The organism is Rhodococcus sp. O3, assembly GCF_048897285.1.
Classification (GTDB): Bacteria; Actinomycetota; Actinomycetes; order Mycobacteriales; family Mycobacteriaceae; genus Rhodococcus.
Genome location: NZ_JBMBTE010000046.1, coordinates 1 through 25,633, shown reverse-complemented (window position 1 = coordinate 25,633; position 25,633 = coordinate 1). Strand labels below are relative to the sequence as shown.

General features: G+C 69.3%; 21 protein-coding genes. 7 read left to right on the top strand and 14 right to left on the bottom strand.

Annotation, left to right across the window (positions count from 1 at the left end; translation table 11 throughout):
* The first annotated feature begins 69 nt into the window (after positions 1 to 69).
* Complete coding sequence (locus ACN675_RS14900; protein WP_420751580.1) at positions 70 to 1,248, top strand: MFS transporter; 1,179 nt, start codon at positions 70 to 72, stop codon at positions 1,246 to 1,248.
* A gap of 89 nt (positions 1,249 to 1,337) precedes the next feature.
* On the opposite strand, the gene ACN675_RS14895 is transcribed toward ACN675_RS14900, so the two are convergent.
* From ACN675_RS14895 to ACN675_RS14870, 6 genes are all read right to left on the bottom strand, one after another.
* Positions 1,338 to 2,348 carry a 3-isopropylmalate dehydrogenase gene (locus ACN675_RS14895; RefSeq protein WP_420751579.1) on the bottom strand — a complete coding sequence of 337 codons (1,011 nt, stop codon included), beginning with the start codon at positions 2,346 to 2,348 and terminating at the stop codon, positions 1,338 to 1,340.
* A gap of 82 nt (positions 2,349 to 2,430) precedes the next feature.
* Positions 2,431 to 4,023 (bottom strand): phosphoglycerate dehydrogenase, encoded by a 1,593-nt coding sequence (gene serA / locus ACN675_RS14890; RefSeq protein WP_420751578.1) that lies wholly within the window; start codon positions 4,021 to 4,023, stop codon positions 2,431 to 2,433.
* Positions 4,024 to 4,350: 327 nt separating this feature from the next.
* Positions 4,351 to 6,075, bottom strand: coding sequence for a SulP family inorganic anion transporter (locus ACN675_RS14885; protein ID WP_420751577.1), 1,725 nt, complete (start codon positions 6,073 to 6,075; stop codon positions 4,351 to 4,353).
* A gap of 97 nt (positions 6,076 to 6,172) precedes the next feature.
* Positions 6,173 to 7,186: a ketol-acid reductoisomerase gene (gene ilvC, locus ACN675_RS14880; protein ID WP_420751576.1), complete on the bottom strand. Its 1,014-nt coding sequence runs from the start codon at positions 7,184 to 7,186 to the stop codon at positions 6,173 to 6,175.
* 37 nt (positions 7,187 to 7,223) lie between these two features.
* Positions 7,224 to 7,727 carry an acetolactate synthase small subunit gene (gene ilvN / locus ACN675_RS14875; protein WP_197257348.1) on the bottom strand — a complete coding sequence of 168 codons (504 nt, stop codon included), beginning with the start codon at positions 7,725 to 7,727 and terminating at the stop codon, positions 7,224 to 7,226.
* Positions 7,724 to 9,658, bottom strand: coding sequence for an acetolactate synthase large subunit (locus ACN675_RS14870; RefSeq protein ID WP_420751575.1), 1,935 nt, complete (start codon positions 9,656 to 9,658; stop codon positions 7,724 to 7,726). Before ACN675_RS14870 ends, ilvN begins: the two co-directional genes overlap by 4 nt.
* Before the next feature lie 264 nt (positions 9,659 to 9,922).
* On the opposite strand from ACN675_RS14870, the gene ACN675_RS14865 reads away from it, so the two are divergent.
* Both ACN675_RS14865 and ilvD read left to right on the top strand, forming a co-directional pair.
* The gene (locus ACN675_RS14865; RefSeq protein ID WP_420751593.1) at positions 9,923 to 10,399 is read left to right on the top strand and encodes a PH domain-containing protein; all 477 of its coding nucleotides are present in this window, start codon (positions 9,923 to 9,925) and stop codon (positions 10,397 to 10,399) included.
* 105 nt (positions 10,400 to 10,504) lie between these two features.
* Positions 10,505 to 12,346 carry a dihydroxy-acid dehydratase gene (gene ilvD / locus ACN675_RS14860; protein ID WP_420751574.1) on the top strand — a complete coding sequence of 614 codons (1,842 nt, stop codon included), beginning with the start codon at positions 10,505 to 10,507 and terminating at the stop codon, positions 12,344 to 12,346.
* A gap of 56 nt (positions 12,347 to 12,402) precedes the next feature.
* On the opposite strand, the gene ACN675_RS14855 is transcribed toward ilvD, so the two are convergent.
* Complete coding sequence (locus tag ACN675_RS14855) at positions 12,403 to 13,155, bottom strand: DoxX family protein (RefSeq protein ID WP_420751573.1); 753 nt, start codon at positions 13,153 to 13,155, stop codon at positions 12,403 to 12,405.
* 77 nt (positions 13,156 to 13,232) lie between these two features.
* On the opposite strand from ACN675_RS14855, the gene ACN675_RS14850 reads away from it, so the two are divergent.
* Entirely contained in the window at positions 13,233 to 14,384 is a 1,152-nt protein-coding gene (locus ACN675_RS14850; RefSeq protein ID WP_420751572.1) for a PQQ-dependent sugar dehydrogenase, read from the top strand.
* Positions 14,385 to 14,571: 187 nt separating this feature from the next.
* Here ACN675_RS14850 and ACN675_RS14845 read toward each other — a convergent pair whose 3' ends face one another.
* From ACN675_RS14845 to ACN675_RS14835, 3 genes are read right to left on the bottom strand one after another with little or no spacing between them, the layout of a single operon-like run.
* Positions 14,572 to 15,789, bottom strand: coding sequence for a cation:proton antiporter (locus ACN675_RS14845; RefSeq protein WP_420751571.1), 1,218 nt, complete (start codon positions 15,787 to 15,789; stop codon positions 14,572 to 14,574).
* A 25-nt stretch (positions 15,790 to 15,814) separates the two neighbouring features.
* Positions 15,815 to 17,323, bottom strand: coding sequence for an Asp-tRNA(Asn)/Glu-tRNA(Gln) amidotransferase subunit GatB (gatB, locus tag ACN675_RS14840; protein WP_420751570.1), 1,509 nt, complete (start codon positions 17,321 to 17,323; stop codon positions 15,815 to 15,817).
* Positions 17,324 to 17,366: 43 nt separating this feature from the next.
* Positions 17,367 to 18,398: a 6-phosphofructokinase gene (locus ACN675_RS14835; RefSeq protein WP_420751569.1), complete on the bottom strand. Its 1,032-nt coding sequence runs from the start codon at positions 18,396 to 18,398 to the stop codon at positions 17,367 to 17,369.
* Positions 18,399 to 18,609: 211 nt separating this feature from the next.
* On the opposite strand from ACN675_RS14835, the gene ACN675_RS14830 reads away from it, so the two are divergent.
* Entirely contained in the window at positions 18,610 to 19,461 is an 852-nt protein-coding gene (locus ACN675_RS14830; RefSeq protein WP_420751568.1) for a formate/nitrite transporter family protein, read from the top strand.
* A gap of 79 nt (positions 19,462 to 19,540) precedes the next feature.
* On the opposite strand, the gene ACN675_RS14825 is transcribed toward ACN675_RS14830, so the two are convergent.
* On the bottom strand, positions 19,541 to 20,212 hold the full coding sequence (locus ACN675_RS14825) for a response regulator (RefSeq protein ID WP_248673337.1): 672 nt from the start codon (positions 20,210 to 20,212) through the stop codon (positions 19,541 to 19,543).
* Positions 20,213 to 20,222: 10 nt separating this feature from the next.
* On the bottom strand, positions 20,223 to 21,434 hold the full coding sequence (locus tag ACN675_RS14820; RefSeq protein ID WP_420751567.1) for a sensor histidine kinase: 1,212 nt from the start codon (positions 21,432 to 21,434) through the stop codon (positions 20,223 to 20,225).
* A gap of 150 nt (positions 21,435 to 21,584) precedes the next feature.
* Here ACN675_RS14820 and ACN675_RS14815 point away from each other — a divergent pair, with 150 nt between their 5' ends.
* Positions 21,585 to 22,187, top strand: a complete 603-nt coding sequence (locus ACN675_RS14815) for a hypothetical protein (protein WP_420751566.1) — start codon at positions 21,585 to 21,587, stop codon at positions 22,185 to 22,187.
* On the top strand, positions 22,184 to 23,524 hold the full coding sequence (locus tag ACN675_RS14810; protein WP_420751565.1) for an alpha/beta-hydrolase family protein: 1,341 nt from the start codon (positions 22,184 to 22,186) through the stop codon (positions 23,522 to 23,524). The genes ACN675_RS14815 and ACN675_RS14810 overlap by 4 nt, the downstream gene beginning before the upstream one ends.
* On the opposite strand, the gene ACN675_RS14805 is transcribed toward ACN675_RS14810, so the two are convergent.
* Positions 23,521 to 24,354: an alpha/beta fold hydrolase gene (locus tag ACN675_RS14805; RefSeq protein ID WP_420751564.1), complete on the bottom strand. Its 834-nt coding sequence runs from the start codon at positions 24,352 to 24,354 to the stop codon at positions 23,521 to 23,523. The two genes, ACN675_RS14810 and ACN675_RS14805, sit on opposite strands and share 4 nt — an antisense overlap.
* A gap of 117 nt (positions 24,355 to 24,471) precedes the next feature.
* A partial coding sequence (gene gatA / locus ACN675_RS14800) for an Asp-tRNA(Asn)/Glu-tRNA(Gln) amidotransferase subunit GatA (protein WP_420751563.1) occupies positions 24,472 to 25,633 on the bottom strand: 1,162 nt, incomplete at its 5' end.

Here is a 25,633-nt window from a genome sequence, read left to right as displayed (position 1 = left end):
CGTCGATCCGGGTGTACCGTTTGTTCACTGTTTCATAGTCCGAGATATGTTCCCAGATAGTGAGACACCATGGATGTTGCCGTCGACATCGGCCGGAAACGGTGGCTGATCCTGGCCCTGGGCGTGCTGGCACAGACCGTGCAGGCCACCGTCGTCAACGGCACGGCCTTCCTCATCCCCACCCTCCACACCGAGCACGGCCTGGACCTCGCGCAGGCCGGAACCCTCGCCGGCGCACCGATTCTCGGGGGCGTTCTCACACTCGTCGCGTGGGGAGCGATCGCCGATCGGTTCGGTGAGCGGCACGCCCTCGCCGCGGGTCTCGGCATCGCGTCCGCGGCCACGGCTGCCGCCGCGACGACTACAGCCCCTGGCGCACTGGCGGTTCTGCTCGCGGTCGCGGGGGCGGGCGCGGCCAGCGCGAACGCCGCGAGCGGACGCGTCGTCGTCGGATGGTTCCCACCGGCACAGCGGGGGCTGGCGATGGGCATCCGGCAGATGTCCGTTCCCCTGGGAGTCGCGTTGGCCGCGATGGTGATTCCCCCGCTCGCCCGCGATCACGGAATCGGTTGGGCGCTGGTATTTCCCGCAGTCATGTGCGGCGTGGGAGCGCTCGCGTGCGCGGTCGGGATAGTCGACCCGCCCCGTCCGGATCGGGACGGCGTCGCCGATACGGGCTTACTGGACAATCCCTATCGCGGTTCACGGACACTGGCCCGCATCCACGGGACGTCGATCCTGCTGGTGATCCCCCAGCACATGGTGTGGACCTTTGCACTCCTGTGGCTGGTCACCGACCTGGGCTGGACCGAGACGAGCGCCGGACTGGTGATCACGGCGGCGCAGTTCCTCGGCGCGTTCGGTCGTGTCGCCGTGGGTGTGTGGTCGGACCGGGTGGGTAGCCGGCTGGGACCGCTGCGGATCGTCGCGATGTCCGTCGCAGTGTCGATGGCGGCACTGGCCGCCGCGGCCTGGTTCGCCTCCCCCGTCGCGATCGTGATGCTGCTGGTGGCGTCCGTGACGACCGTCGCACCCAACGGACTGGCGTTCACCGCGGTCGCCGAGCTGGGCGGGCCGTTCTGGGGTGGTCGCGCGCTGGGCATCCAGAACACCGGGCAGTTCATCACCGGCGCGGCTGTCGGCCCCGCCTTCGGAGCGTTGATCGGTGCCGTGGGTTTCCCGGTCGCCTTCGCGATTGCAGCCATCGCACCGCTCGCGGCCGTACCCCTGGTCCCGCGGGACGAATAGCCGCTGGTCCCGCAGGACGAAAAGAGGGTCCCTCCGGCGGCCACCCGCCGGAGGGACCCTGTCTCGGAGCACCGCCGGAAAGCGCTGCCTCAGAGCGCTGCCGCGATCCGATCGCCGACCTCGGTGGTCACGATCGGTCCGGTACCGCGTGCGGCGAGATCGGCCTCGACGGCCGCTTCGATACGGGCCGCGTCGTCCTCACGACCGAGGTGACGCAGCAGCAGGGCCGCCGACAGGATCGCTGCGGTCGGGTCCGCGATTCCCTTGCCGGCGATGTCCGGGGCGCTGCCGTGCACCGGCTCGAACATCGACGGGTTGGTGCCGGAGGCGTCGATGTTGCCGCTGGCAGCCAGGCCGATGCCACCGGTGACCGCACCGGCCAGGTCGGTGATGATGTCGCCGAACAGGTTGTCGGTGACGATGACGTCGAACCGGCCGGGATCGGTGACCATGTAGATCGTCGCGGCGTCGATGTGGCAGTACGCCGTCTCGACCTCCGGGTACTCGGCGCCGACCGTCTCGACCGCGCGGGTCCAGATGGCCCCGGCATTGGAGAGCACGTTCGTCTTGTGGATGAGCGTCAGGTGCTTGCGGCGGCTCTGCGCCAGCTCGAACGCGTAGCGCACGACGCGCTCGGCGCCGAACCAGGTGTTGATCGACACCTCGGTGGCGATCTCGTGCGGGGTGCCGACGCGGATGGCGCCACCGTTGCCGGTGTACGGGCCCTCGGTGCCTTCGCGAACCACGACGAAATCCATCTCCGGGTTACCGGCGAGCGGCGACGCCGTTCCCGGGTACAGCCGCGACGGACGCAGGTTCACGTGGTGGTCGAGGGCGAACCGCATGTTCAGCAGCAGTCCACGCTCCAGGATGCCGGGGGTGACCGACGGGTCACCGATCGCGCCGAGCAGGATCGCGTCGTGTTCGCGGATGGCGGCGAGGTCCGCCTCCGGCAGGAGTTCACCGGTGGCGTTGTACCGGCGAGCGCCGAGGTCGTATTCGGTGGTCTCGAGATCGGGCACGAGTTTCCGCAGCACCTTCAGCGCTTCGGCCGTGACCTCGACACCGATGCCGTCACCGGGGATGACCGCAAGCTTCATGGGATCTACTCACTTCCTTGTGCGACGGTGGCCGCGACCGTGCAGACGGTCGCGGCCACCGGGGGGTGAAGCACGGGATGGATCAGGACAGATCGACCTGCGCGACGCGGGCGTCGAGCTTCTCGACGATCTGCGCGACCTCGGCGTCGCCGACGACGCGGTCCACACGCAGGATCACGGTGGCACCCGAACCCTCGACGTCCTGGCTCAGCGCAGCGGCCTGGATGTCGATGGACGCGTTGCCGAGGATCGTGCCGAGGATGCCGAGCACGCCCGGACGATCCTCGTAGTGCACGACGATGTTGTGGCCCTCGGCGCGCAGGTCGAAGCTACGGCCGTTGATGTTGACGATCTTCTCGATCTGCTGCAGGCCGGTCAGCGCACCCGCGACCGCGGTGACCGTGCCGTCGGCGGCCACGGCACGCACCTCGACGGCGCTGCGGTGCGTCTGCGCCTCGCTGTGCTTGTCGACCTCGACGCTCACGCCGCGCTGCTCGGCGAGCTGCGGGGCGTTGACGAAGGTGACGGCCTCGTCGCTGCTGGCGGAGAACAGACCGCGCAGAGCCGCGAGCCCGAGGATGTCGACGTTCTCGGCGGAGAGCTCACCGCTGACGACGACCTGCACGTTCTGCACGGCCTCCGGCGAGAGCGTGCCGGCGAGCAGGCCGAGCTTGCGGACGAGCTCGAGCCACGGTGCGACCTCTTCGCCGACCGGGCCGCCGGAGACGTTGACGGCGTCCGGCACGAACTCGCCGGCCAGGGCCAGCAGCACGCTCTTGGCGACGTCCGTGCCGGCGCGGTCCTGTGCCTCGGCGGTGGAGGCACCCAGGTGCGGGGTCACCACGACGTTGTCCAGCTCGAACAGCGGCGAATCGGTGCACGGCTCGGTGTTGAAGACGTCGAGGCCGGCGGCGCGAACCTTGCCGGAGACGAGCGCGTTGTAGAGCGCGTCCTCGTCGATCAGGCCACCGCGGGCGGCGTTGACGATGATCACGCCGTCCTTGGCCCGGGCCAGACGCTCGGCGTTGATCAGGCCGGCGGTTTCCTTCGTCTTGGGCAGGTGCACCGAGATGAAATCGGCGCGCTCGACGAGCTCGTCGATGTCGACCAGCTCGATGCCGAGCTGCGCGGCGCGCGCGGCAGGCAGGTAGGGGTCGTACGCGATGACCGTGGTCTCGAAGGCGGCGAGGCGCTGCGCGAAGAGCTGGCCGATGCGGCCCAGGCCGACGACACCGACGGTCTTGCCGAGGATCTCGGTGCCGTTGAAGCTCGAGCGCTTCCAGGTCTTCTCACGCAGGGTGCGGTCGGCGGCCGGGATCTGACGCGCGGTCGCCAGCAGCAGCGAGACGGCGTGCTCGGCAGCCGAGTGGATGTTCGAGGTCGGCGCGTTCACGACCATGACGCCACGCTCGGTGGCGGCGGGGATGTCCACGTTGTCCAGGCCGACGCCGGCGCGGCCGACGATCTTGAGCTTCGTCGCGGCGGCGAGCACCTCGGCGTCGACGGTGGTGGCGGAGCGGACGAGCAGGGCGTCGGCGTCGGGCACAGCCGCGAGAAGCGCGGGGCGGTCCGGGCCGTCGACCCAGCGCACCTCGACACCGTCACCGAGCGCATCGACGGTCGATTGCGCGAGCTTGTCGGCGATCAGGACAACGGGACGGCCATTCTGGCTCACGTGCGAACTCCCTGTGGTTGATTGTCTGCGGGCGTCGACGGCGCGCACACCCCTTCTCGGCACGCGGCACAGCCGTGACAGCGTCGAGTTTAGAACCCCCCACCTACGCGTGGGCGCGCGACCCGGAGTTGTCCTACCAGGTGGTACGAAACTCCTCGATCGGTGTGAGTCGTGCCGGTACACACGTCAGAGGTGATTTCGGTTACGCCGGGACATCCGGGTGCCCAGGCGTTCGTCGCGTATGCCCGAATCCGGTTCACGAGAAATCGCTCGCACGGTGCATGATTCGCGAAATCCGGAACGAATATTGTTCTGATACCGGCTGTTTCACAGATCGGAACCGTCCGGTTCGCCGGCTGCCTGTCGCTGTTCCCGGAACGCCGTGACCGCCGCGCGCACGGTCGGGTGAAAGTGTGTCGCGTCGAACCGATCCCCCACCCCGAACTGCACCAGTTTGTCCTTGATGGGGCCCTTCATCGCCGCGAACGCCAACCGGATTCCCTTGCTCGCCAGATAGCGGTCCAGGTCGACGAGTTCGTCGACGGCGGTGGTGTCGAGGCCGGTGATCGGTTCGGCGGCGATCACCACCCACTCGACGGGTGTCGGCGCGTGCGCCACCAGGTCCCGCACGTGACGGTCGAGGAGATCACCGTTGGCGAAGAACAGCGGGGCGTCGAACCGCGCGATCACCAGCCCCGGAATCCGATGTCCCTCGGGATGCCGGGTGATGTCGTGGAGGCCCGGAACCCCGTCCAGTTCCACCAGTTCCGTGCGATAGGGCTGCCACGCCCGGACGACGACCGTCAGCAGGGACAGCCCGATGGCGACCAGGATGCCTTCGAGCACCCCGACGAGCGCGACTCCGAGGAACGCCGCGACGGCGAGACCGGCCTCGACGCGGCTCATCCGCCACATCGTGAGCAGACCCCGCAGATCGATGAGCGCCGCCGCCGCGACCAGCACGACCGCGGCGAGCGCGGCCTGCGGCAGGTACGCCGTCAGGCCGGGCACGAGCAGCACGAACGCGAGCACACCGAGGGCGCCGACGACGCCCACGAGCTGGGTCCGCGCACCGTTCTGCTCCGCCACCGGTGTCCGTGAAGAACTTGCGGAGACCGGGAATCCGCCGAACAATCCACCGGCGATGTTGGCCACGCCCATCGCCCGCATCTCCGCGCTGCCGTCCACGTCGGCGCCGCGCCGGGCGGCGAACGTCCGGGACAGTACAGCGGTGTCGGCGAAGGCGATGAGGGCGATCGCGACGGCGGGACCGAGCATGGCGGCCACGTCGCTCCACCCCACCCCGCCGAAGGTCGGGGCGGGCAGGCCGCGGGGCAGCGCACCGACCATTGCGATGTCGTCGTCGAGACCCAGCACGGCGGACAGCGCGATTGCCCCGACAACCGCAACGAGCACCCCGGGTATCCGGATCCGCAGCAGCCGGCACGTCACCATGACGGCCAGCGAGCCGACGCCCACGGCGGTGGCGAGGGGGTCGATGCCTCCGGTGACCGTCTCCCCGGCGATGGTGCCGATCCGGCCGAGTACGTCGTCCGCATCGACGTCGATGCCGAGCAGCGTGGGCAACTGACCGATCACGACGACGAGTGCGATGCCGTTGAGGTATCCGATCCGGATCGGCTTGGACAGCAGGTCGGTGACGAAACCCAGACGCAGGAACCCCGCGACGAGCAGGACGGTGCCCACGAGCACGGCGAGCACACCGGCCAGTGCGACAGCCCGCTGCGGATCACCGGAGGCAGCAGCGAGCGGGAGCACGGCCGCCGCGATCAGCGGTGCCAGTGCCGAGTCGGGGCCGAGCACGAGCACCCGGGACGGCCCCACGATCGCGTACACGAGCAGCGGCACGATCGTCGCGTAGAGCCCCGTGTACGCGGGCAGCCCCGCCGCGGTCGCGTAACCCATGCCCGCCGGGATCAGCAGCCCGATCAGCGCGAGACCGGCGGTGACGTCCGGGCGCAACCACTCGCGACGGTAGGTGCGGACCGTGACGACCCCCGGCAGTCGATCGAGGCCCAGGCTCCAGGACATCGGCACATTATCCACCGAACACACCGGCGTGCCCGCCACGAACGCCGCCGGCCCGGCACCCGAAGTCGGGTGCCGGGCCGGCGGAGGACGAAACTGCTTACGCGGTCTCGGTGATCGGGCGATCGACCCAGCTCATCAGGTCGCGCAGCTGCTTGCCGACGACCTCGATGCCGTGCTCGGCGTTCTGCTTGCGCAGGCCCTCGAGCTCCTTGTTGCCGTTCTCGACGTTGGCGACGAGACGCTTGACGAAGGTGCCGTCCTGGATGTCCTTGAGGATGTCCTTCATGCGCTCCTTGGTGCCGGCGTCGATGACGCGCGGGCCGGAGAGGTAGCCACCGAACTCGGCGGTGTCGGACACCGAGTAGTTCATGCGCGCGATGCCGCCCTCGTACATGAGGTCGACGATGAGCTTGAGCTCGTGCAGGCACTCGAAGTACGCCATCTCCGGGGCGTAGCCCGCCTCGACGAGGACGTCGAAACCGGTCTTGACGAGCTCCTCGGTGCCACCGCAGAGCACGGCCTGCTCACCGAAGAGGTCGGTCTCGGTCTCTTCCTTGAAGTCCGTCTTGATGACGCCGGCGCGGGTGCCACCGATGGCCTTCGCGTAGGACAGGGCCAGTGCCTGGCCGTCGCCCTTCGGGTCCTGGTGGACCGCGATGAGCGCGGGGACGCCCTTGCCGTCGACGAACTGACGACGCACCAGGTGGCCGGGGCCCTTGGGGGCGACCATGCCGACGGTGACGAACTCCGGAGCCTTGATCAGGCCGAAGTGGATGTTCAGGCCGTGACCGAAGAACAGCGCGTCGCCGTCCTTCAGGTTCGGCTCGATGTCGTTCTTGAAGATCGATGCCTGCGCCGTGTCGGGGGCGAGCAGCATGATCAGGTCGGCCCACTCCGAAACCTCGGCGGGGGTGCCGACGGTGAGGCCGGCCTCTTCGGCCTTGGCCCGCGACTTCGAGCCTTCCTTGAGACCGATGCGGACCTCGACGCCCGAGTCACGCAGGCTCAGCGAATGCGCGTGCCCCTGGCTGCCGTAGCCGATCACCGCGACCTTGCGGCCCTGGATGATCGACAGATCGGCGTTGTCGTCGTAGAAAAGCTCGACTGCCACAGTTCCTACCTCTTTCAGCAATTGGGGTGTGTTCAGGCTAACGGGTGGCCGTGATCGACTTGGGACCACGTCCGACGGCGACGACACCGGACTGCACGATCTCGCGGATGCCGTACGGCTCGAGCATCCGCAGAAGCGCGTCGAGCTTCGAGCGGGTGCCGGTGGCCTCGATGGTCAGCGACTCGGGAGAGACGTCGATCACCTTGGCGCGGAACAGGTTCACCGTCTCGATGACCTGGGTGCGGACGCTGGCGTCCGCACGGACCTTGATGAGCACGAGCTCGCGCGCCACCGACGCCTCGCCCTCCTGCTCGACGATCTTGATGACGTTGACCAGCTTGTTGAGCTGCTTGGTGACCTGTTCGAGCGGGAACTCGTCGACGGTCACGACGATCGTCATGCGGGAGATGTCGGGCACCTCGGTTCCCCCGACGGCGAGGGATTCGATGTTGAATCCGCGCCGCGAGAACAGGGCCGCGACACGGGCCAGCACGCCCGGCTTGTCCTCGACGAGAACGCTGAGGGTGTGACTCGTGCTCACTGACGATCCTCTCCTGCTGCGGAATCGGTGGCCTGCTCGCGGTACATGGCCTCGTGGATGACGGCCGGCTCGGCGGCGGCCTCGTCGTCGTCGAACAGCGGGCGGATGCCCCGCGCCGCCATGATTTCGTCGTTGCTGGTGCCGGCGGCGACCATCGGCCACACCTGGGCGTCCTTACCGACGATGAAGTCGATGACGACCGGGCGGTCGTTGATGGCCTGGGCCTGGCGGATGGCGGGCTCGACGTCCTCTTCGCGCTCGACCCGGATGCCGACGCAGCCGAGGGCCTCGGCGAGCTTGACGAAGTCCGGGATGCGGACCTCACCGTGGGTGCCGAGCTCCGTGTTCGAGTACCGCTGGTCGTAGAACAGCGTCTGCCACTGACGGACCATGCCGAGGTTGCCGTTGTTGATGAGCGCGACCTTGATCGGCACACCCTCGACCGCGCAGGTGGCCAGTTCCTGGTTGGTCATCTGGAAGCAGCCGTCGCCGTCGATCGCCCACACCTCGGCCTCGGGCTTGCCCATCTTGGCGCCGAGGGCGGCCGGCACGGCGTAGCCCATGGTGCCGAGACCACCGGAGTTCAGCCACGTGCGCGGCTTCTCGTAGTCGACGAACTGCGCAGCCCACATCTGGTGCTGGCCGACGCCGGCGCAGTAGATGGCGTCCGGACCGGCGAGCTTGCCGACGGCCTGGATGACGTACTGCGGCGACAGGGACCCGTCGGCGGGACGGTCGTAGCTCAGCGGGTAGGTGCGACGGATGTCGTCGAGGTACGCCCACCACTGCGCGTAGTCGAGCTTGGTGCCGGTGGCCAGATCCGCACGGATCGCCTCGACGAGTTCGACGAGGACCTCGCGGCAGTCGCCGACGATCGGGACGTCCGCGTGCCGGTTCTTGCCGATCTCGGCGGGGTCGATGTCGGCGTGGATGACCTTCGCGTCCGGCGCGAACGAGTCGAGCTGACCGGTCACGCGGTCGTCGAAGCGGGCACCGAGCGTGACGAGCAGGTCGCTCTTCTGCAGAGCCGCGACCGCCGCGACGGTGCCGTGCATACCGGGCATGCCGCAGTTGAGGCGGTGGGTGTCCGGGAATGCGCCGCGCGCCATCAGGGTGGTGACGACGGGGATGCCGGTCAGTTCGGCGAGCTCGAGCAGTTCGGCGGACGCGTCGGCCTTGATGACACCGCCACCGACGTACAGCACCGGGTTCTTGGCCTCGGCGATGAGGCGCGCGGCCTCGCGGACCTGCTTGCCGTGCGGCTTGGTCACCGGCCGGTAGCCGGGCAGGTGCATCTCCGGCGGCCAGCTGAAGGTGGTCTGGGCCTGCAGGATGTCCTTGGGGATGTCGACGAGGACGGCGCCGGGGCGGCCGGACGCGGCGATGTAGAAGGCCTCGGCGAGGATGCGCGGGATGTCGGCGCCGTCGGTGACGAGGAAGTTGTGCTTGGTCACCGGCATGGTGATGCCGGAGATGTCCGCTTCCTGGAAGGCGTCGGTGCCGATGAGTCCGCGGCCGACCTGGCCCGTGATCGCGACGATCGGGACGGAGTCCATCTGGGCGTCGGCGAGGGGGGTCACGAGGTTGGTGGCGCCGGGGCCGGAGGTGGCCATGCACACACCGACCTTGCCGGTGGCCTGCGCATATCCGGTCGCGGCGTGACCGCCGCCCTGCTCATGACGAACGAGGACGTGACGGACCCGCTTGGAATCGAACAGCGGATCGTAGACGGGCAGGATCGCACCACCGGGGATGCCGAAGACGGTGTCGACCTCGAGCTCCTCGAGGGCTCGGACGACCGACTGGGCTCCGGTGACCCGCTCGGGCGCGACCTGGCGGCGATTTCCGGGCTGCGCTGCGGCGGCCGCGGTAGTCGGGGTGGACCCCGGCTTTCGCGGCGAGGGTTGAGGCCGTGCGGTTGGTGCGCTCACTGCGAATTCCTCTGATTCTGGCTCCGGGCAACAAAAAACCCTCGTCAGCATCTGCTGTACGAGGGTGGCGCGTCGTGGGCGAGTTGCAGTATGCGGCTCAGGCGACGACGCGCCGGCCGATTACGAGCAACCCATTCTGATTCACGCGCTAGACGGTAGGCGCGCGCGAAGCAGACAGTCAACTTGGTTCGGTCATCTGTCCCAGAATGTGAGATGCCTCGGCTGCAATGCGAAGATGGTGAGGTGTCATCTTCCCAGCAGCCCGTGCCACCGCCTTCATCATCCCACACGCCGGAATCGACGACGCGCGTCATTCGGATTTCCCGGTTGTCGCTGCTCGCATGCGGCTTCCTGCTCCTCGCGGTGGCCTCGCCCGCGATGGCCTGGCCCGCGGCCTTCTCCTGGATGCTGGTGATCCCGTTCCTCGTGTTCGCGTGGATCCTGCGCGTGCGCACCGTCGTCGGACCCGACGGCATCACTGCCCGCGCCACGTTCTCGACGACCCGCATCGGGTGGGGCGCACTCGCGGGAATCCGCTTCCCCAAGCGCGGCTGGGCACGCGCGACCCTCACCGATGGATCCGAGGTTCCGCTGCCCGTCGTCACCTTCGGCCGGCTCCCCGAGCTCGCCGAGGCCAGTGGCGGGCGCATCACGGATCCGTATGCCGCGGCCGACGCGGCCCGCAGTGCCGAGGCGACAGCGGAAGACGCCGCCGCCGAGTCGGATGACGCATCGAAATAGCACGACGGTAAATTCGACACCGCTGCACCCCGGCCCCTGCCGCAGCCCGGCAGCCGGCCCGACAGCCGAAGGCGCAGCCACCCGCCCTGTGAAGGAAACCTGCACATGCCCCCGTTGAGGTCACGCACCACCACCGTCGGACGCAACGCCGCCGGTGCCCGCTCCCTGTGGCGCGCCACCGGTCTGACCGACTCCGATTTCGGCAAGCCGATCGTCGCGATCGCCAACTCCTACACGCAGTTCGTCCCCGGACACGTCCATCTCAAGGACGTCGGCGAGATCGTCGCCGACGCGGTCCGGGCCGCCGGTGGCGTCGCCCGTGAGTTCCACACCATCGCCGTCGACGACGGCATCGCGATGGGCCACGGCGGCATGCTGTACTCGCTCCCGAGCCGCGAAATCATCGCCGACTCGGTCGAATACATGGTGAACGCCCACACCGCCGATGCGCTGGTGTGTATCTCCAACTGCGACAAGATCACCCCGGGCATGCTCAATGCGGCCATGCGCCTGAACATTCCGACGATCTTCGTCTCCGGCGGTCCGATGGAAGCGGGCAAGGCGGTCGTCGTCGACGGTGTCGCGCACGCCCCCACCGACCTGATCACCGCGATCTCTGCGTCCGCGAGCGACTCGGTGAGCGACGAGGGCCTCGACGAGGTCGAGCGCAGCGCCTGCCCGACGTGTGGTTCGTGCTCGGGCATGTTCACCGCGAACTCGATGAACTGCCTCACCGAGGCACTGGGTCTGGCACTGCCGGGCAACGGTTCGACCCTCGCCACCCACGCCGCCCGCCGCGCGCTGTTCGAGAAGGCCGGCACCACGATCGTCGAGGCGGCGCTGCGTTACTACCGCGACGAGGACGAGTCGGTGCTGCCCCGCAACATCGCCACCCCGGCGGCGTTCCGCAACGCGATGGCACTCGACGTCGCGATGGGCGGTTCGACGAACACCGTGCTGCACACGCTCGCCGCCGCGCAGGAAGGCGAGGTCGACTTCGACCTCGAGACCATCGACGCGATCAGCCGCAAGGTGCCGTGCCTGTCGAAGGTGTCCCCGAACTCCGACTACCACATGGAGGACGTGCACCGCGCGGGCGGAATCCCCGCGTTGCTCGGTGAACTCCGCCGCGGCGGCCTGCTCGAGACGGACGTCCACACCGTGCACACGGCGAGCTTCGACCAGTGGCTCGACGACTGGGACATCCGGTCCGGCAAGGCGACCGAGGAGGCGCTCGAACTGTTCCACGCCGCCCCCGGCGGGGTTCGCACCACCGAGCCGTTCTCGACCGACAACCGCTGGGCTTCGCTGGACACCGACGCCGTCGGTGGCTGCATCCGTGACATCGAGCACGCCTACACCGTCGAGGGTGGCCTGTGCGTGCTGCGCGGCAACCTCGCCGTCGACGGCGCGATCCTCAAGACCGCCGGTATCGACGAGGACCTGTTCAGCTTCGAGGGACCGGCCCTGGTGGTCGAGTCGCAGGAGGAGGCCGTCTCGGTCATCCTCGGCAAGAAGGTGCAGCCGGGTGATGTCGTGGTCGTGCGCTACGAGGGTCCCGCGGGTGGTCCCGGTATGCAGGAGATGCTGCACCCGACGTCCTTCCTCAAGGGCGTCGGCCTCGGCAAGGTGTGCGCGCTGATCACCGACGGCCGCTTCTCCGGTGGCACGTCGGGCCTGTCCATCGGGCACGTCTCCCCCGAGGCCGCGTCCGGCGGTGTGATCGGTCTCGTCGAGAACGGTGACCGCATCCGCATCGACGTCGCGTCCCGCACCCTCGAGGTGCTCGTCGACGACGAGGTGCTCGCCGAGCGCCGCGCGAAGATGGAGGCCCGGGAGAACCCGTGGCAGCCGGTCGCCCGTGACCGGGTCGTGTCGAAGGCCCTGCGCGCCTACGCGGCGCTCGCGACCTCCGCCGACAAGGGTGCTGTCCGCCAGCTCCCGTAGCTCGTACCCGTGCACGGTTTCGGTAGCTCCGGCTACCGAAACCGCGCACGAGCGCGTCAGCGCACGAACAACCAGAGGCACACGCCGCCGGCGACGCCGAGCAGCAGTGCCACGAACGATCCGATGAACGGGCGCGTCGCCCAGCCACGTGCCCCGTCGACGGCGATCCGGCCGGGACCGGTCAGCACGATCGCCACCGCCGCCGCCCCGAGCAGTATCTCGAACTCCACACCGGATTGCTCGGCCGCGAAGTACTGCAGGCCCGGTTCGAGATGGTGTTTGAACAGCACCGCGTTGATCATGATCGCGACCACGGCGGCCGCCGCGAGCGGTGTCAGCAGTCCCAGGACCAGCAGGGCTCCCGCCGCGACCTCCCCGATCGCACCGACGATCGCGAGGATCTCCGAGTACCGGTAGCCGGCGCCCTCGACGAGCGCTTCGAATCCGTCGAGTCCGGGTCCGTCCCACCATCCGGTGAGTTTCTGCAGTCCGTGCACGATCATGATGCCGCCGACGGCCAGCCTCAGAACAAGCAGACCGAGGTCGAGGGTGCCGCGTCGCACCTTCGGGGGCACAGCGGCAACCGGTTCCGGCTCCTCGTACGATCCCGGCGCGACCGGCGTTTCCGGCCGATAGATCGGGTCGGTGGGGCCGTCGAACGCCCCGGCGGAGCGGGATTCGAACGACCTTTGGTCCAGGTCGAGGTCGTCGTCGGATTCGAGCATCGACGAACGTGGACGGTTCAGCTCGAGCGTCGGATTCTCGTACGGCGCCGGCTCCGGGACTGGGTCTTTCGCCTTGTCGCTCACGTGGTCCAGCGTAGGTCGCGCAGCGGGGAGCACCCGGGAACCGAGGAGACGCTCGGCGTGCCGGTAACGTTTGCGACATGACGAGGGGTGCGCGGTTGAGGGGTTCGCGGCGACTGCCGACATTGGTGCTGGCACTCGGCCTGTTCGCCACGGTCACTTCGTGCGCCCGGTTCGACGATGCGGCCACGACCCCGTTCACACCGGAACCGTCGTTCGACGGCGGCGCCGACATCGGCCCGCTCGAGCAGTCACCGACCACGTCGACGACACCGTCCGTCCCTCCGGTGCCTCCCGGCCCGTGCGTGGATCCGGATCCCGCCGTCGTCGCCACGTGCTTCGACACCACCGGCGGGCTCGTCACCGTGCCGGACGGCAGTTCCGCGTTCGTGGCCGAGCGGCGCACCGGGCGGATCCTGCAGGTCGCCCCCGGCACCGAACCCGTCGAGATCGCGACGATTCCGGTGGACGGTTCGGGCGACGGAGGCCTCCTCGACCTGACGCTGTCCCCCACCTACGGCGAGGACCGGCTGCTCTACGCGTACATCACGACACCGTCCGACAACAGGGTGGTGCGCATCGCCGCCGGCGACGTTCCCAAGGACGTGTTCACCGGCATCCCGCGCGGCGCGAACGGTAACGCCGGCGCCCTCGAGTTCGTCACCCCCACCGAGCTGGCCGTACTCACCGGAGATGTCGGGAATCCTTCTGCTGCAACAGATCCCATGTCGCTGGCAGGTAAGTTGCTACGCGTGCCGCTGCCCGCCCCGGGCGGTCCCGCCCCCGCACCGACGGTGGTGCTGTCCGGCATCGGAACGGCCGGTGACGTGTGCCGTGACCCGATCGGCAACCTGTGGGTCACCGACCGCACGCCGCTCGAGGACCGGTTGCAGCGGGTCGGGTCGGACGGTTCCGTCGCGGGCGCGCCGGTGTGGACGTGGCCGGACCGTCCCGGCCTTGCCGGGTGCGCGGCCGGTCCCGATGCGGTGGCGATCTCGCTCACCGACGGCAAGGCGGTATCGGTCGTCGCCACCGACCCGGGGACCGGCGCGGTCACCGCGGCCCCGGTGCTCGCGGCGCAGGACCGGTACGGGCGGCTGGGCGGCGCGTCCGCCGGGGCGGACGGGTTGCTGTGGGTCTCGACCGTCAACAAGGACGGCGGCCAGCCGGGTCCGAACGACGACCGGGTCGTGCGCATCCAATTCCCGGCAGGCGGCGGCGGATTCGACTGAGCCGGAAAGCCCGTCGGAAGTCGCCGTCTGCGACTGGAACTCGTCGCTCCCGGAACCATCCTCGGCGACAATCCACGCGGTGCGTACGAATTCGCTCACGCTACACGTGGGCGAATTCCGAAACGCATAGCGAATCGGACCGAGCCCCCACATCCGAGCCCCCACATCACGGCAAGGCGATTCGGGATCATTCGCCGCCTCGTCGACCGGAGTCCGGCGAACTCACCGACTGCGGCCGATCGGATCGCTGGAGCAGTCCCGCGACCATCGGAAGGATGAGCACTGTGATCGCCCCGGCCGCAACGAGAATCGACGCACTGGCGTTCGTCATTTCCCCCGCCGCGACCGCGACCCCGGTGACGGCGACGATGAGCGGAAGCCCGGTCGTCGAGTACAGCGCGATCTGCACCTGCTCCGCGGTGTCGAAGCGGGAGTCGCGGTCGAGGCGCACCGACACGAACACCGGCACACCCCGGACCAGGATCAGCAACAGCAGGAACGCAACCAGCACACCGGGTTGCTCGACGACGGCGACCACGTCGATCGCCATCCCGGAGGTGACGAAGAAGATCGGAACAAGGAACCCGTAGGCGAGTCCGTCGAGTTTCGTCTCGAGCAGCGCGTCGCCGCTCGGAATCGCGCGGCGCAAGATGAATCCCGCGGCGAACGCGCCGAGGATCACGTCCAGATCGAACACGACCGCGAGGGTGATGAGGCCGACGAGCAGCAGCATCGTCAACCGAACCGACGTCTGGGCGGTGGTCATCGAGGTGCGTCGCACGAATGCCAGGAACTGCGATCCTTCCCGCAGGATCCGCGGCGGCAGCAGTGCCACGATCACGGCGACCACCGCGAACGCCGCGAGGACCAGCAGGGACCCGACCGCACCGCGCGCCCCCAGCAGCGTCGCCATCGCGATCACCGGCAGCAACTCGCCGACCGCGCCGTGGTTGAGCACGGACCGCCCGAGCGGGGTGTCGACGAGCCCGCGGTCCGCGAGGATCGGCAGCAGAGTGCCCAGCGCGGTCGACGTCAACGCGATCGCGACGGCGACCTCGGCATTCACGAGACCGGCCGCGCCGAGCGCCGCGACGGTCGCCAGGGCCAGTGTCATGCACACGCACCACGTGATCAGCGCCCGGCGGCCACCGCGACCGCGCAGCTCGGCGGGATCGATCTCGTAGCCGGCGAGCAGGAACAGCAGCCCCAGACCGAGTTCGCGGAGCATCTCGATCCCGCCGTCGACCTCGGCGAAGCCGAGCGCGTTGGGGCCGATGACGACGCCCGCGACGAGCAGCAGCACCACTTCGGGCACGAGCCGGCGTGGCACGGCTCCCGCGACGAGCGGCGCGACCACAGCCGCCACGACGATCCAGAACAGCGAAAGGGCGACCGCGGCATCCATGTACCGCTACGTTAGCGGCCCAAGATCAACTGCACGCGGCGATGACGAGTTCCTTGACGCGCGCCGGGTCGGCCTGGCCGCGGGTGGCCTTCATGACGTCGCCGACGATCTTGCCGGCCGCCTGGACCTTGCCGGAGCGGATCTTGTCGGCGATGTCGGGGTTCGCGGCGAGCGCCTCGTCGACGGCGGCCTGCAGTGCCGAGTCGTCGCGCACGACCTCGAGTCCGCGAGCGGCCACGACCTCCTCGGGTTCGCCCTCGCCGGCGAGGACACCGTCGACGACCTGCCGCGCGAGCTTGTTGGTGAGCTTGCCGTCGGCGACCAGCGCGATGACCTTCGCGACCTGCTCCGGGGTGATCGGCAGATCCGCGAGCTCGACCTCGCGGGCGTTGGCCTGCTGCGTCAGGTAGGCGACCCACCAGGAACGGGCCTCGGACGCGGGCGCCCCGGCCTCGGTCGTCGCGATCACCAGATCGAGAGCACCGGCGTTGACCAGGTCGCGCATCTCCTCGTCGGAGACACCCCACTCCTTCTGGATGCGGGCGCGGCGCAGCCACGGCAGCTCCGGCAGGGTGGTGCGCAGCTCCTCGATCCACTCGGCGCTCGGAGCGACGGGCTCGAGGTCCGGCTCCGGGAAGTAGCGGTAGTCCTCTGCGGTTTCCTTGCGGCGACCGGGCGAGGTCGTGCCGTCGGCCTCCTGGAAGTGGCGGGTCTCCTGGACCACCGTTCCACCGGCCACGAGCACCGCCGCCTGGCGGCGCATCTCGTAGCGGACCGCGACCTCGACGGACTTGAGCGAGTTCACGTTCTTGGTCTCGGTGCGGGTACCGAACTCGTCCGCGCCGATCGGGTTGAGCGAGACGTTGGCGTCGCAGCGCATCGAACCCTGGTCCATGCGCACGTCCGACACGTCGAGGGCCTTCAGCAGATCGCGCAGCGCGGTGACGTAGGCGCGGGCGACCTCGGGGGCACGCTCACCGGCGCCGACGATCGGCTTGGTGACGATCTCGACGAGCGGCACACCGGCACGGTTGTAGTCGAGCAGCGAGTGGCTCGCACCGTGGATGCGTCCGGTCGCGCCGCCGACGTGCAGCGACTTGCCGGTGTCCTCCTCCATGTGGGCACGTTCGATGTCGACCCGCCACGTGGTGCCGTCGTCGAGCACGACGTCGAGGTAGCCGTTCGTCGCGATCGGCTCGTCGTACTGCGAGATCTGGTAGTTCTTCGGCTGATCCGGGTAGAAGTAGTTCTTGCGCGCGAAGCGGCCCCACGGGGTGATCTCGCAGTTCAGCGCCAGGCCGATGCGGATAGCGGATTCGACGGCGGCCTGGTTGACGACGGGCAGCGATCCGGGCAGGCCCAGGCACACCGGGCACACCTGCGTGTTGGGCTCGGCCCCGAACGTGGTCGGGCAGCCGCAGAACATCTTGGTGGCGGTGTGCAGTTCGACGTGCACCTCCATGCCCATCACGGGCTCGAACTTCGCGAGCACGTCGTCGTAGGCGAGCAGATCATCGGACATGGCGGCAGTCATGCGGTCGATTTTAGACGCCGCCACCCGGCCCACTCACCACCACTCAGCCGAACAGAACCCGCATCTCCCGGTATCGCTCTTCCGGCACCAGCTTGTGGTGCGCGAGCGCCTCGTCGAACCCGACGCGGGCGATGCGGGTGCCGTGCAATGCCACCATGTGACCCCAGTCCTCGTCGGCGACGAGATCGGTGACGGCCATACCGAGCCGGGTCGCCAGGACCCGGTCGAACGCGGTGGGCACTCCCCCGCGCTGGATGTGGCCGAGCACCGTCGCACGGGTCTCGATGCCGGTGCGTTCCTCGATCATCGGGGCCAGGATCTCGGCGATGCCCCCGAGGCGCGGACGATCGAATCCGTCGAGTCCCTTGTGCGAGTGCGCCTCGGCCATGTCCGGCAGCGTGAAGCCCTCGGCGACGACGACCATCGGGGCCCGACCGCGGTCGCGCACACTCGTCGTCCACGCGCAGATCTGGTCGATGCTCTCCGGATGCTCGGGAATGAGGATCGCGTGGGCGCCGCCCGCGGTACCCGAGTGCAGGGCGATCCACCCGGCGTGCCGCCCCATCACTTCGAGCACCATGCAGCGTTTGTGCGAGTTACCGGTGGTGCGCAAGCGGTCGATGGCGACGGTGGCGATCTCGACGGCCGTGTCGAATCCGAACGTGTAGTCGGTGCGGCCCAGGTCGTTGTCGATCGTCTTGGGAACCCCGACGATCGGGATTCCTTCCTCGAACAATCGTTTCGACGCCGCCGCGGTGCCTTCCCCGCCGATCGCCACCACCGCATCGACACCGAGTTTCTCGAGGGTGCGGGCGATGTTCTGCGCGCCGCCCTGCGGTCCCTGATACGGCCCGAAGCGGCTGGTGCCGAGGATCGTGCCGCCCTGGTTCGACAGGCCCCGCACCGAACTGCGGTCGAGCGGCATCGCATCGCCCTCGACGAGTCCGCGCCACCCGTCCAGGAACCCGACGAACTCCTGGCCGTACACGGTCTCCCCCTTCAGAACCGCGCCGCGGATCACCGCGTTGAGTCCTGGGCAGTCGCCGCCGCTGGTGAGAATCCCGACCTTCGTCATGTAAGCCTCCGTCGCAGAGGATCCCGTGTCGCACCTGTCATCCTGCCCGCAAGCGGCGTGAGCGTCATCTCGATCGGCAACCTTGCCCGCTGCGAAGTCTCACAGCGTGCCGGTGATCGCACTGAGCGGAACGCAACGCGCACTAACGACGAGGCAACACACCGGTCACCGCGGCCGACGACACTTTCTCCGATCCCACAGGAGGTTTGCCGTGTCCTATGTCCCACCGGCCGAACTGGCCCGTGCAATGGTCGACGCCGGCCATAGCAAAGTCCTCACGTCCACCCGCGACACGCTGATCCGCGCATTCATGGGCGGTGCGCTGCTCACCCTCGCCGCGGCCTTCGCGGTCACCGTGACCGTGCAGACAGGTAACGCCCTGCTCGGAGCCGCCCTGTTCCCGGTCGGTTTCTGTCTGCTCTACCTGCTCGGTTTCGACCTGCTCACCGGGGTGTTCACGCTCGCGCCGGTCGCGTACCTGGACCGCCGTCCGGGCGTGACGATCGGCGGCGTCCTGCGCAACTGGGGGCTGGTGTTCGTCGGCAACTTCGCCGGGGCGTTCATGGTCGCCGTGATCATCACGTTCGTCCTCACCTACGGATACTCGATTCCGCCGAACGACGTGGCCGAGAAGTTGATGACCATCGGCGAGTCACGCACCGTCGGCTACGCCGAACACGGCGCCGCGGGCATGGCGACGCTGTTCCTGCGTGGCGTGCTGTGCAACTGGATGGTCTCGACCGGTGTGGTCGCCGCGATGATGTCGAAGAACGTGACCGGCAAGGTGCTGGGCATGTGGCTGCCGGTCATGCTGTTCTTCTACATGGGCTTCGAGCACTCCGTGGTCAACATGTTCCTGTTCCCGTCCGGCCTGCTGCTCGGCGCCGACTTCACCCTCGTCGACTACCTCGTGTGGAACGAGATCCCGACGGTGCTCGGCAATCTCGTGGGCGGACTGGTCTTCGTCGGCCTGGCCATCTACACGACCCACGTCCGCACCCAGCCCAAGCGGGCCACCGTCGAGATCGCGCCCGTGCCGGAGCGGAAGACCGAAACGGTCTGATCGCGAACACTTCCCGCGGAGCGGGACGGGGCCGGGCGTGGGCGGAGCGCCCGGCCCCTTCGCGGTTCCGGTCCGACCGTCACCCGGGCACGACCAGCCCCGACTCGTAGGCCACCACGACCGCCTGCGCGCGATCGCGCAGATGCAACTTGCCGAGCACCTTGCCGACGTGCGTCTTGACCGTCTGTTCGGCGACGAACAGACGTTGCGCGATCTCCTGGTTCGACAGGCCGTGCGCGATCAACTCGAGTACTTCCGTTTCACGCGGGGTCAGCACGTCGAGTGCGGTGCTGCGGCGGGGCGCACGCCGGCGGGTCACGTCGGCGATGAGCCGGCGGGTGACCGTCGGCGCCAGCAACGCCTGTCCGTCGGCGACGACCCGTACGGCCCGCACGAGCTCGTCCGCCGGCGCGTCCTTGAGCAGAAACCCGCTCGCGCCCATCCCGAGTGCCTCGTACACGTAGTCGTCGAGGTCGAATGTGGTGAGCATCAACACTTTCGAGCGTGGCTCGCGCCGGTCGGCGAGGATGTGCCGGGCGGCATCGAGGCCGTTCATCTCCGGCATGCGCACGTCCATGAGCACGACGTCGGGCCGCAGCCTCGCGACCTCGCTCACCGCGACCTTCCCGTCCGGGGCGTCCCCGACGACACTGATGTCGGGTTGCGCGGCGAGCAGCGCACCGAAGCCCTGGCGGACCATGGCCTGGTCGTCGGCGATGAACACGGTGATGGGTGCGTGCGGCTCGGTCATCACCCCCACCCTAGGCGGCGGGGACGCGGGGCAGCACCGCCGCCACCTCGAATCCTCCGTCGGGTCGCGGGTGCGCGTACAACCGGCCCCCGACCGACGCCGCCCGATCGGCCATGCCGCGGATGCCGTTGCCGCCGCCGAGGTCCGGCCGGTCCACGGGACGGTCCCTGTCAGCGGCCTCCGAGGCGCCGTTGCGCACCGTCAGGTCCACCTGCTCCGGACCGCACACCACCTGCACGGACACCTCCGAGCCGGGCGCGTGCCGGACCGCGTTGGCGAGCGACTCCTGGAGGATCCGGTACACCGCGAGTCCCGCACTGTCGGACACCGAGCCGGCGTCCCCGTCGATCCGAGCGGTGAGGTGCACCCCGGCACGGCGGGACGCGTCGAACAGTTCGTCGATCCGGCTCAGCCCGGGTTGCGGGGCGCTCTCGGGCAACATGCCGTCGCTTCGCAGGACACCGAGCATGCCGCGGACCTCGTTGAGTGCCTCCCGTGCGTGGACACCGATCGATTCGAATTCGGCGCGGACCTCGTCGGAGACGTCCGGCAGCCGGTACGGGGCGCTCTGCGCCTGCACCACGACGAGAGACATGTGGTGGGCGACGATGTCGTGCAGGTCGCGGGCGATGCGCGCCTTCTCCTCGAGCGCCGCACGACGGGCACGTTCGAGTTCGCTGATCTCCTCCTCCCGGGCCAGTTGCCGCCGGGACAGCACCAGCCAGCGCACGAGCAGCGCGAACGCCGCGATCGCAGCGAGCCCGATCGCCCAGCCCCACCCGTCGTTGCCCGGCAGGTAGACGAAGAACAACAGGACGGTCGCGAGCCAGACGACGAGCACGATCCGGATCTCCTCGCGCAGGCACACCGCGACGAGCAGAGCGAGGAGCACGAGAATGTGGACGACCTGCCAGGGATAGCCGTAGTTCGGGACCCGGTCGAACGCCCACGGAACGATCATCGCCGCGACCGCGGAGATCGCCCACCCGAGCGCCGGCTGCGCCCGGATCAGCAGGAACGGGAACACCGCCAGCCCGGAGATGATCGGCATGAGCGGCGCCGGAACGTCGTGCGTGAGCTGGAGCGTCGGCCACGCGATCGAGTAGAGGATCAGGGTGGTCACGACGATCACGATGTTCCACCAGCGTCCGCGACCGTACCGGACCGACAGGTCCACGCCGTGATGTACACCTTCACGCACCAACGAATTCACGGTTCCCACGCTAGGTACCGCAGCCTCGTCTGTCCTCATACCGTGGAGTGAGATCTCGCTGCTACCCCGGTATCGGGCGGTCTGCGGCGAACCGGTCCGTCGTGTGATCCGGACATCGGTCCCGCGTTCCTAGCGTCGGCGTTCATGATCATCGGATCCGTGAGAGCCCGAGCCGTCACGACCGCCGGCGTTCTTGCCGCATACGTCTGGGTGGGTGCCGCCGGTTCGCCGGGAGCGCAGGAACGGTCCACCGTCGAGCATCCCGGTGCCGCGGCCGCCGTGGTCGCGCTCGGGTCGGGTGACACCGACACCGCGAGCGCCGCGTTCCCGTCGGACTTCGAGGCGGTGATGCGCTACAGCCCGGTTCGCGAACCCGGAGTCGCGGGCGAGCGACTCAGCGATCCGCAGGGTTCGTGCTCGTCACCGGTGCCGTTGCCGGTGGTGTTCGAACCGGCCTGTCGCACCCACGATCTCGGGTACGACCTGCTGCGGTTCGCCCGCGACTCCGGCGGCGAGCTCGGGCCGGATGCGCGCCGCGCGCTGGACCGTAACCTGACGCGGGATCTGCGTGAGACCTGCGCGACGGAACCGGACGCCGCACCGGGCTGCGTGGTTGCCGCGGAGGTCGCATCCGTTGCGGTGCGGATCAATTCGTGGCGGCAGCAGTATCGGGCCCCGAGCCCGGAGTCGCCGCTGCCGATCCTGCTCGGGCTGGGCACGGCCGCCGCAGCGGGAGTCGCCGGATTGCGGGTGTGGACATGAGCACAGCGATCCTCGAACTCACACGGCCCCATCATCTTTCGATATACGTATCGCCGGTGGCCTGCCCGCGTGTCGCGACGACGACAGCGACGACCGTCGCAGTCTGCATCTCTTCGGCCCCGTCGCTGCTGCCGCGGCCCGCGGTCGTCCAGGCCGTCGTCACCGCCGTGTCCGTGCTGTGTGGCCTCGGACTGCTCGCGGCGGCCCGGGCGTTGGGCGCGAGATTCCGGCCTACGCCGCCCGTCGCGTCGGTCCCGGTCCGGTGGGGTGCGGTCGGCGCGGCGATCGGACTGTGCGGCGCGGCGACCCTCGCAGCGGACCGGTGGCAGAACGGGTTGCGGGACGCGATGGGCGTCCATCCCGTCGGTGCCGCGCACTGGGCGCTCGTCGCGACCGCCGCCACGCTGATCGTGGCTCTCGCTCTCGGCGTCACCGCACGGATTCGTCGCATCGGTCCGGTGCGGGCCCTGGCGGCGGCCGGCATCATCGCCCTCGCGGGATACACCGCCGCAACCGGATTCGCGCCGACGGCCGCAGCCTCCCTCCCGCCTTCGCGGCTCCCGGCGGGAGTGTCGGGCGCACCGCAATCGCTGGTGCCGTGGGACACCCTCGGCGAGCAGGGGCGCCGCTTCGTCGCTCTCGACACGGCCGGAGACGCGATTCGCACGTACGTCGGTGTGGATTCGGCCCCGGACGCGCCGGCACGGGCCGCGCTGGCGGTGCGGGAACTCGACCGGGCCGGCGGATTCGATCGCGGGCACCTGGTGGTTGCGGTGCCGACCGGTTCCGGGTGGATCGACGCGAACGCGGTGGCGGGCTTCGAATCCGCCTACGGCGACGACGTGGCGTTCGTCGCGGTGCAGTACTCGTCGGCACCGAGCTGGGTGACGTTCGTGCTCGACCGGGACGCCGCGATCGACGCGGCCACGGCGCTGGTGGACGCGGTCCGTTCGCGCCTGGACACCTTCGCCCCGGCGGATCGGCCGCAGCTGCACGTGTACGGGCAGAGCCTCGGAGCGGTCGGTGCCGGTGCCGCGTTCGACGGACCCGCCGCGCCGGGACCCTGCGACGCCTTGTGGACCGGCCCGCCCGCGGGCTCGGTGCGGCCGGACGGCGGGACCGTGCTGGCGAACTCCTCGGACCCGGTGATCCGGTGGCGGCCGTCGCTGCTGTGGTCTCCGCCGGACCTGTCCCGCGCCCGTGTCGACGCCCCGCTGCCCGCCTGGCTGCCGGTCATCGGTTTCCTGCAGACGTCGGTGGACCTGCTGTTCGCGCTGGATGCGGCACCCGGTCACGGACACCGCTACGGGCCCGACCAGGCCCGATGCGCTTCCTAGGTCGCCGCCAGGAAGTCCCCGATCGCCTCGGTCAGCTTCTCCGGCCGGTCCTCGGCCAGCAACGTGTAACTGTCGTCGATCTCGACGAGCCGGGAGTCCGGGAACAGCTCGGCGAGACGACGTCCGTGGTCGCGGGGCATCATCCGGTCCTCGGTCGCCCACACGATCAGCACCGGCCCGGCGAACTCCGCCGCCTTGGCTGCGAGGTCGAGCAGTTCTCGTTTCGGCGGCGCCGACAACGCGTATTTCGCGAGATCGCGCCGCACGTCGCGATCGACCGCGGCCGGCCCGAACCAGGCGTCGTAGATCTCGTCGGGCACAGGCCGTTTGCTCATCCATCCCCACGTGCCGGGACCACGCCGACCCAGCTTGGTGCCCAGCACCGCCATCAGCACGCGGAACCCACCGGGCAGACGGACCAGCGGGCGCAGTCTCCTGACGGGTCCGGGTGGATAGTTGTCGAACGCCTCGCACGCGGTGAGAACGAGCCGGGACACGCGCTCGGGATTCGCGATGGCGAGGAAGATCTGGGCGCCGCCCCAGTCGTTCTGGACCAGCGTGACCTCGCGCAGGTCGAGGACGTCGAGGAATTCGCCGATCAGGTGACCCATTCCGATGAGCGTCAGGTCCGCGTCCGGGTGCATCGGTTTCCGGTGCGATCCGAGCGGCCAGGTCGGCACGATACACCGGTATCTTCCCCGCAATTCCTCGACGACGTGCCGCCACCCGGACCCGTCCATGAGCAGCCCGTGAATGAACACCAGCACCGGGCCGTCGCCACCGGTGTCCTCGTATTCGATGGTCCCCGCCGACAGCTCCACCTCGTTCACGCGATCCCCCTTCGCGGACAATGCATCCCATAGTGGCAGACGGGAAGCGATCACGCAGGCGGACACACGACGGGCCCGGAACCGTGCGGTTCCGGGCCCGAAGTGGGCTGGTTCGGGTCAGACGAGGACCGGGCCGCGCGCAACCTCGAAGGCCGCGCCGACACGGTAGAGACGCTCGTCGGCGAGTGCCGGGGCCATGATCTGCAGGCCGACGGGCAGACCGTCGTCGGCGGACAGGCCGGACGGCACCGACATCGCGCAGTGGCCGGCCAGGTTGGTCGGCAGCGTGCACAGGTCGGACAGGTACATCGCCAGCGGATCGTCGACCTTCTCGCCGATCTTCCACGGGGTGAACGGGCTCGTGGGCGACACCAGCACGTCGACCTGCTCGTAGGCCTTGTCGAAGTCCTGTGCGATCAGCGTGCGGACCTTGAGGGCCTGGCCGTAGTAGGCGTCGTAGTAGCCCGACGACAGCGCGTAGGTGCCGATCATGATGCGCCGCTTGACTTCCTTGCCGAAACCGGCGGCGCGGGTGGCGGCCATGACCTGCTCGGCGCTCATGGTGCCGTCGTCGACGCGCAGGCCGTACCGCATCGCGTCGAAACGCGCGAGGTTCGAGGAGACCTCGGAAGGCAGGATCAGGTAGTAGGACGCCAGCGCGTACTCGAAGTGCGGGCAGGACACCTCCACGACCTCGGCGCCGAGCTTGGTCAGGGTCTCGACCGCGGCATCGAACGAGGCGATGACGCCGGGCTGGTAGCTGTCCGAATGCAGTTCCTTGACCACACCGACGCGCAGGCCCTTCAGGTCGCCGGCAGCGCCCTGGCGTGCGGCCTCCACGACCGGGCGGACCGGAGCGTCGACGGAGGTGGAGTCGCGCGGATCGTGCCCGGCGATGACCTCGTGCAGCAGCGCGGTGTCGAGGACGGTGCGGCCGCACGGGCCGCCCTGGTCCAGCGACGACGCGCACGCGACGAGCCCGTAGCGGGACACGGTGCCGTAGGTGGGCTTGGTGCCGACGGTCGCGGTGACGGCGGCGGGCTGGCGGATCGAGCCGCCGGTGTCGGTGCCGATCGCAAGCGGGGCCTGGTACGAGGCGAGGGCCGCGGCCGAGCCACCGCCGGATCCGCCCGGGATGCGGCTGGTGTCCCACGGATTGTGGGTCGGGCCGTACGCGGAGTTCTCGGTGGACGAGCCCATCGCGAACTCGTCCATATTGGTCTTGCCGAGGATCGGGATGCCGGCCTGCCGCAGCTTGGTGGTCAGCGTCGCGTCGTAG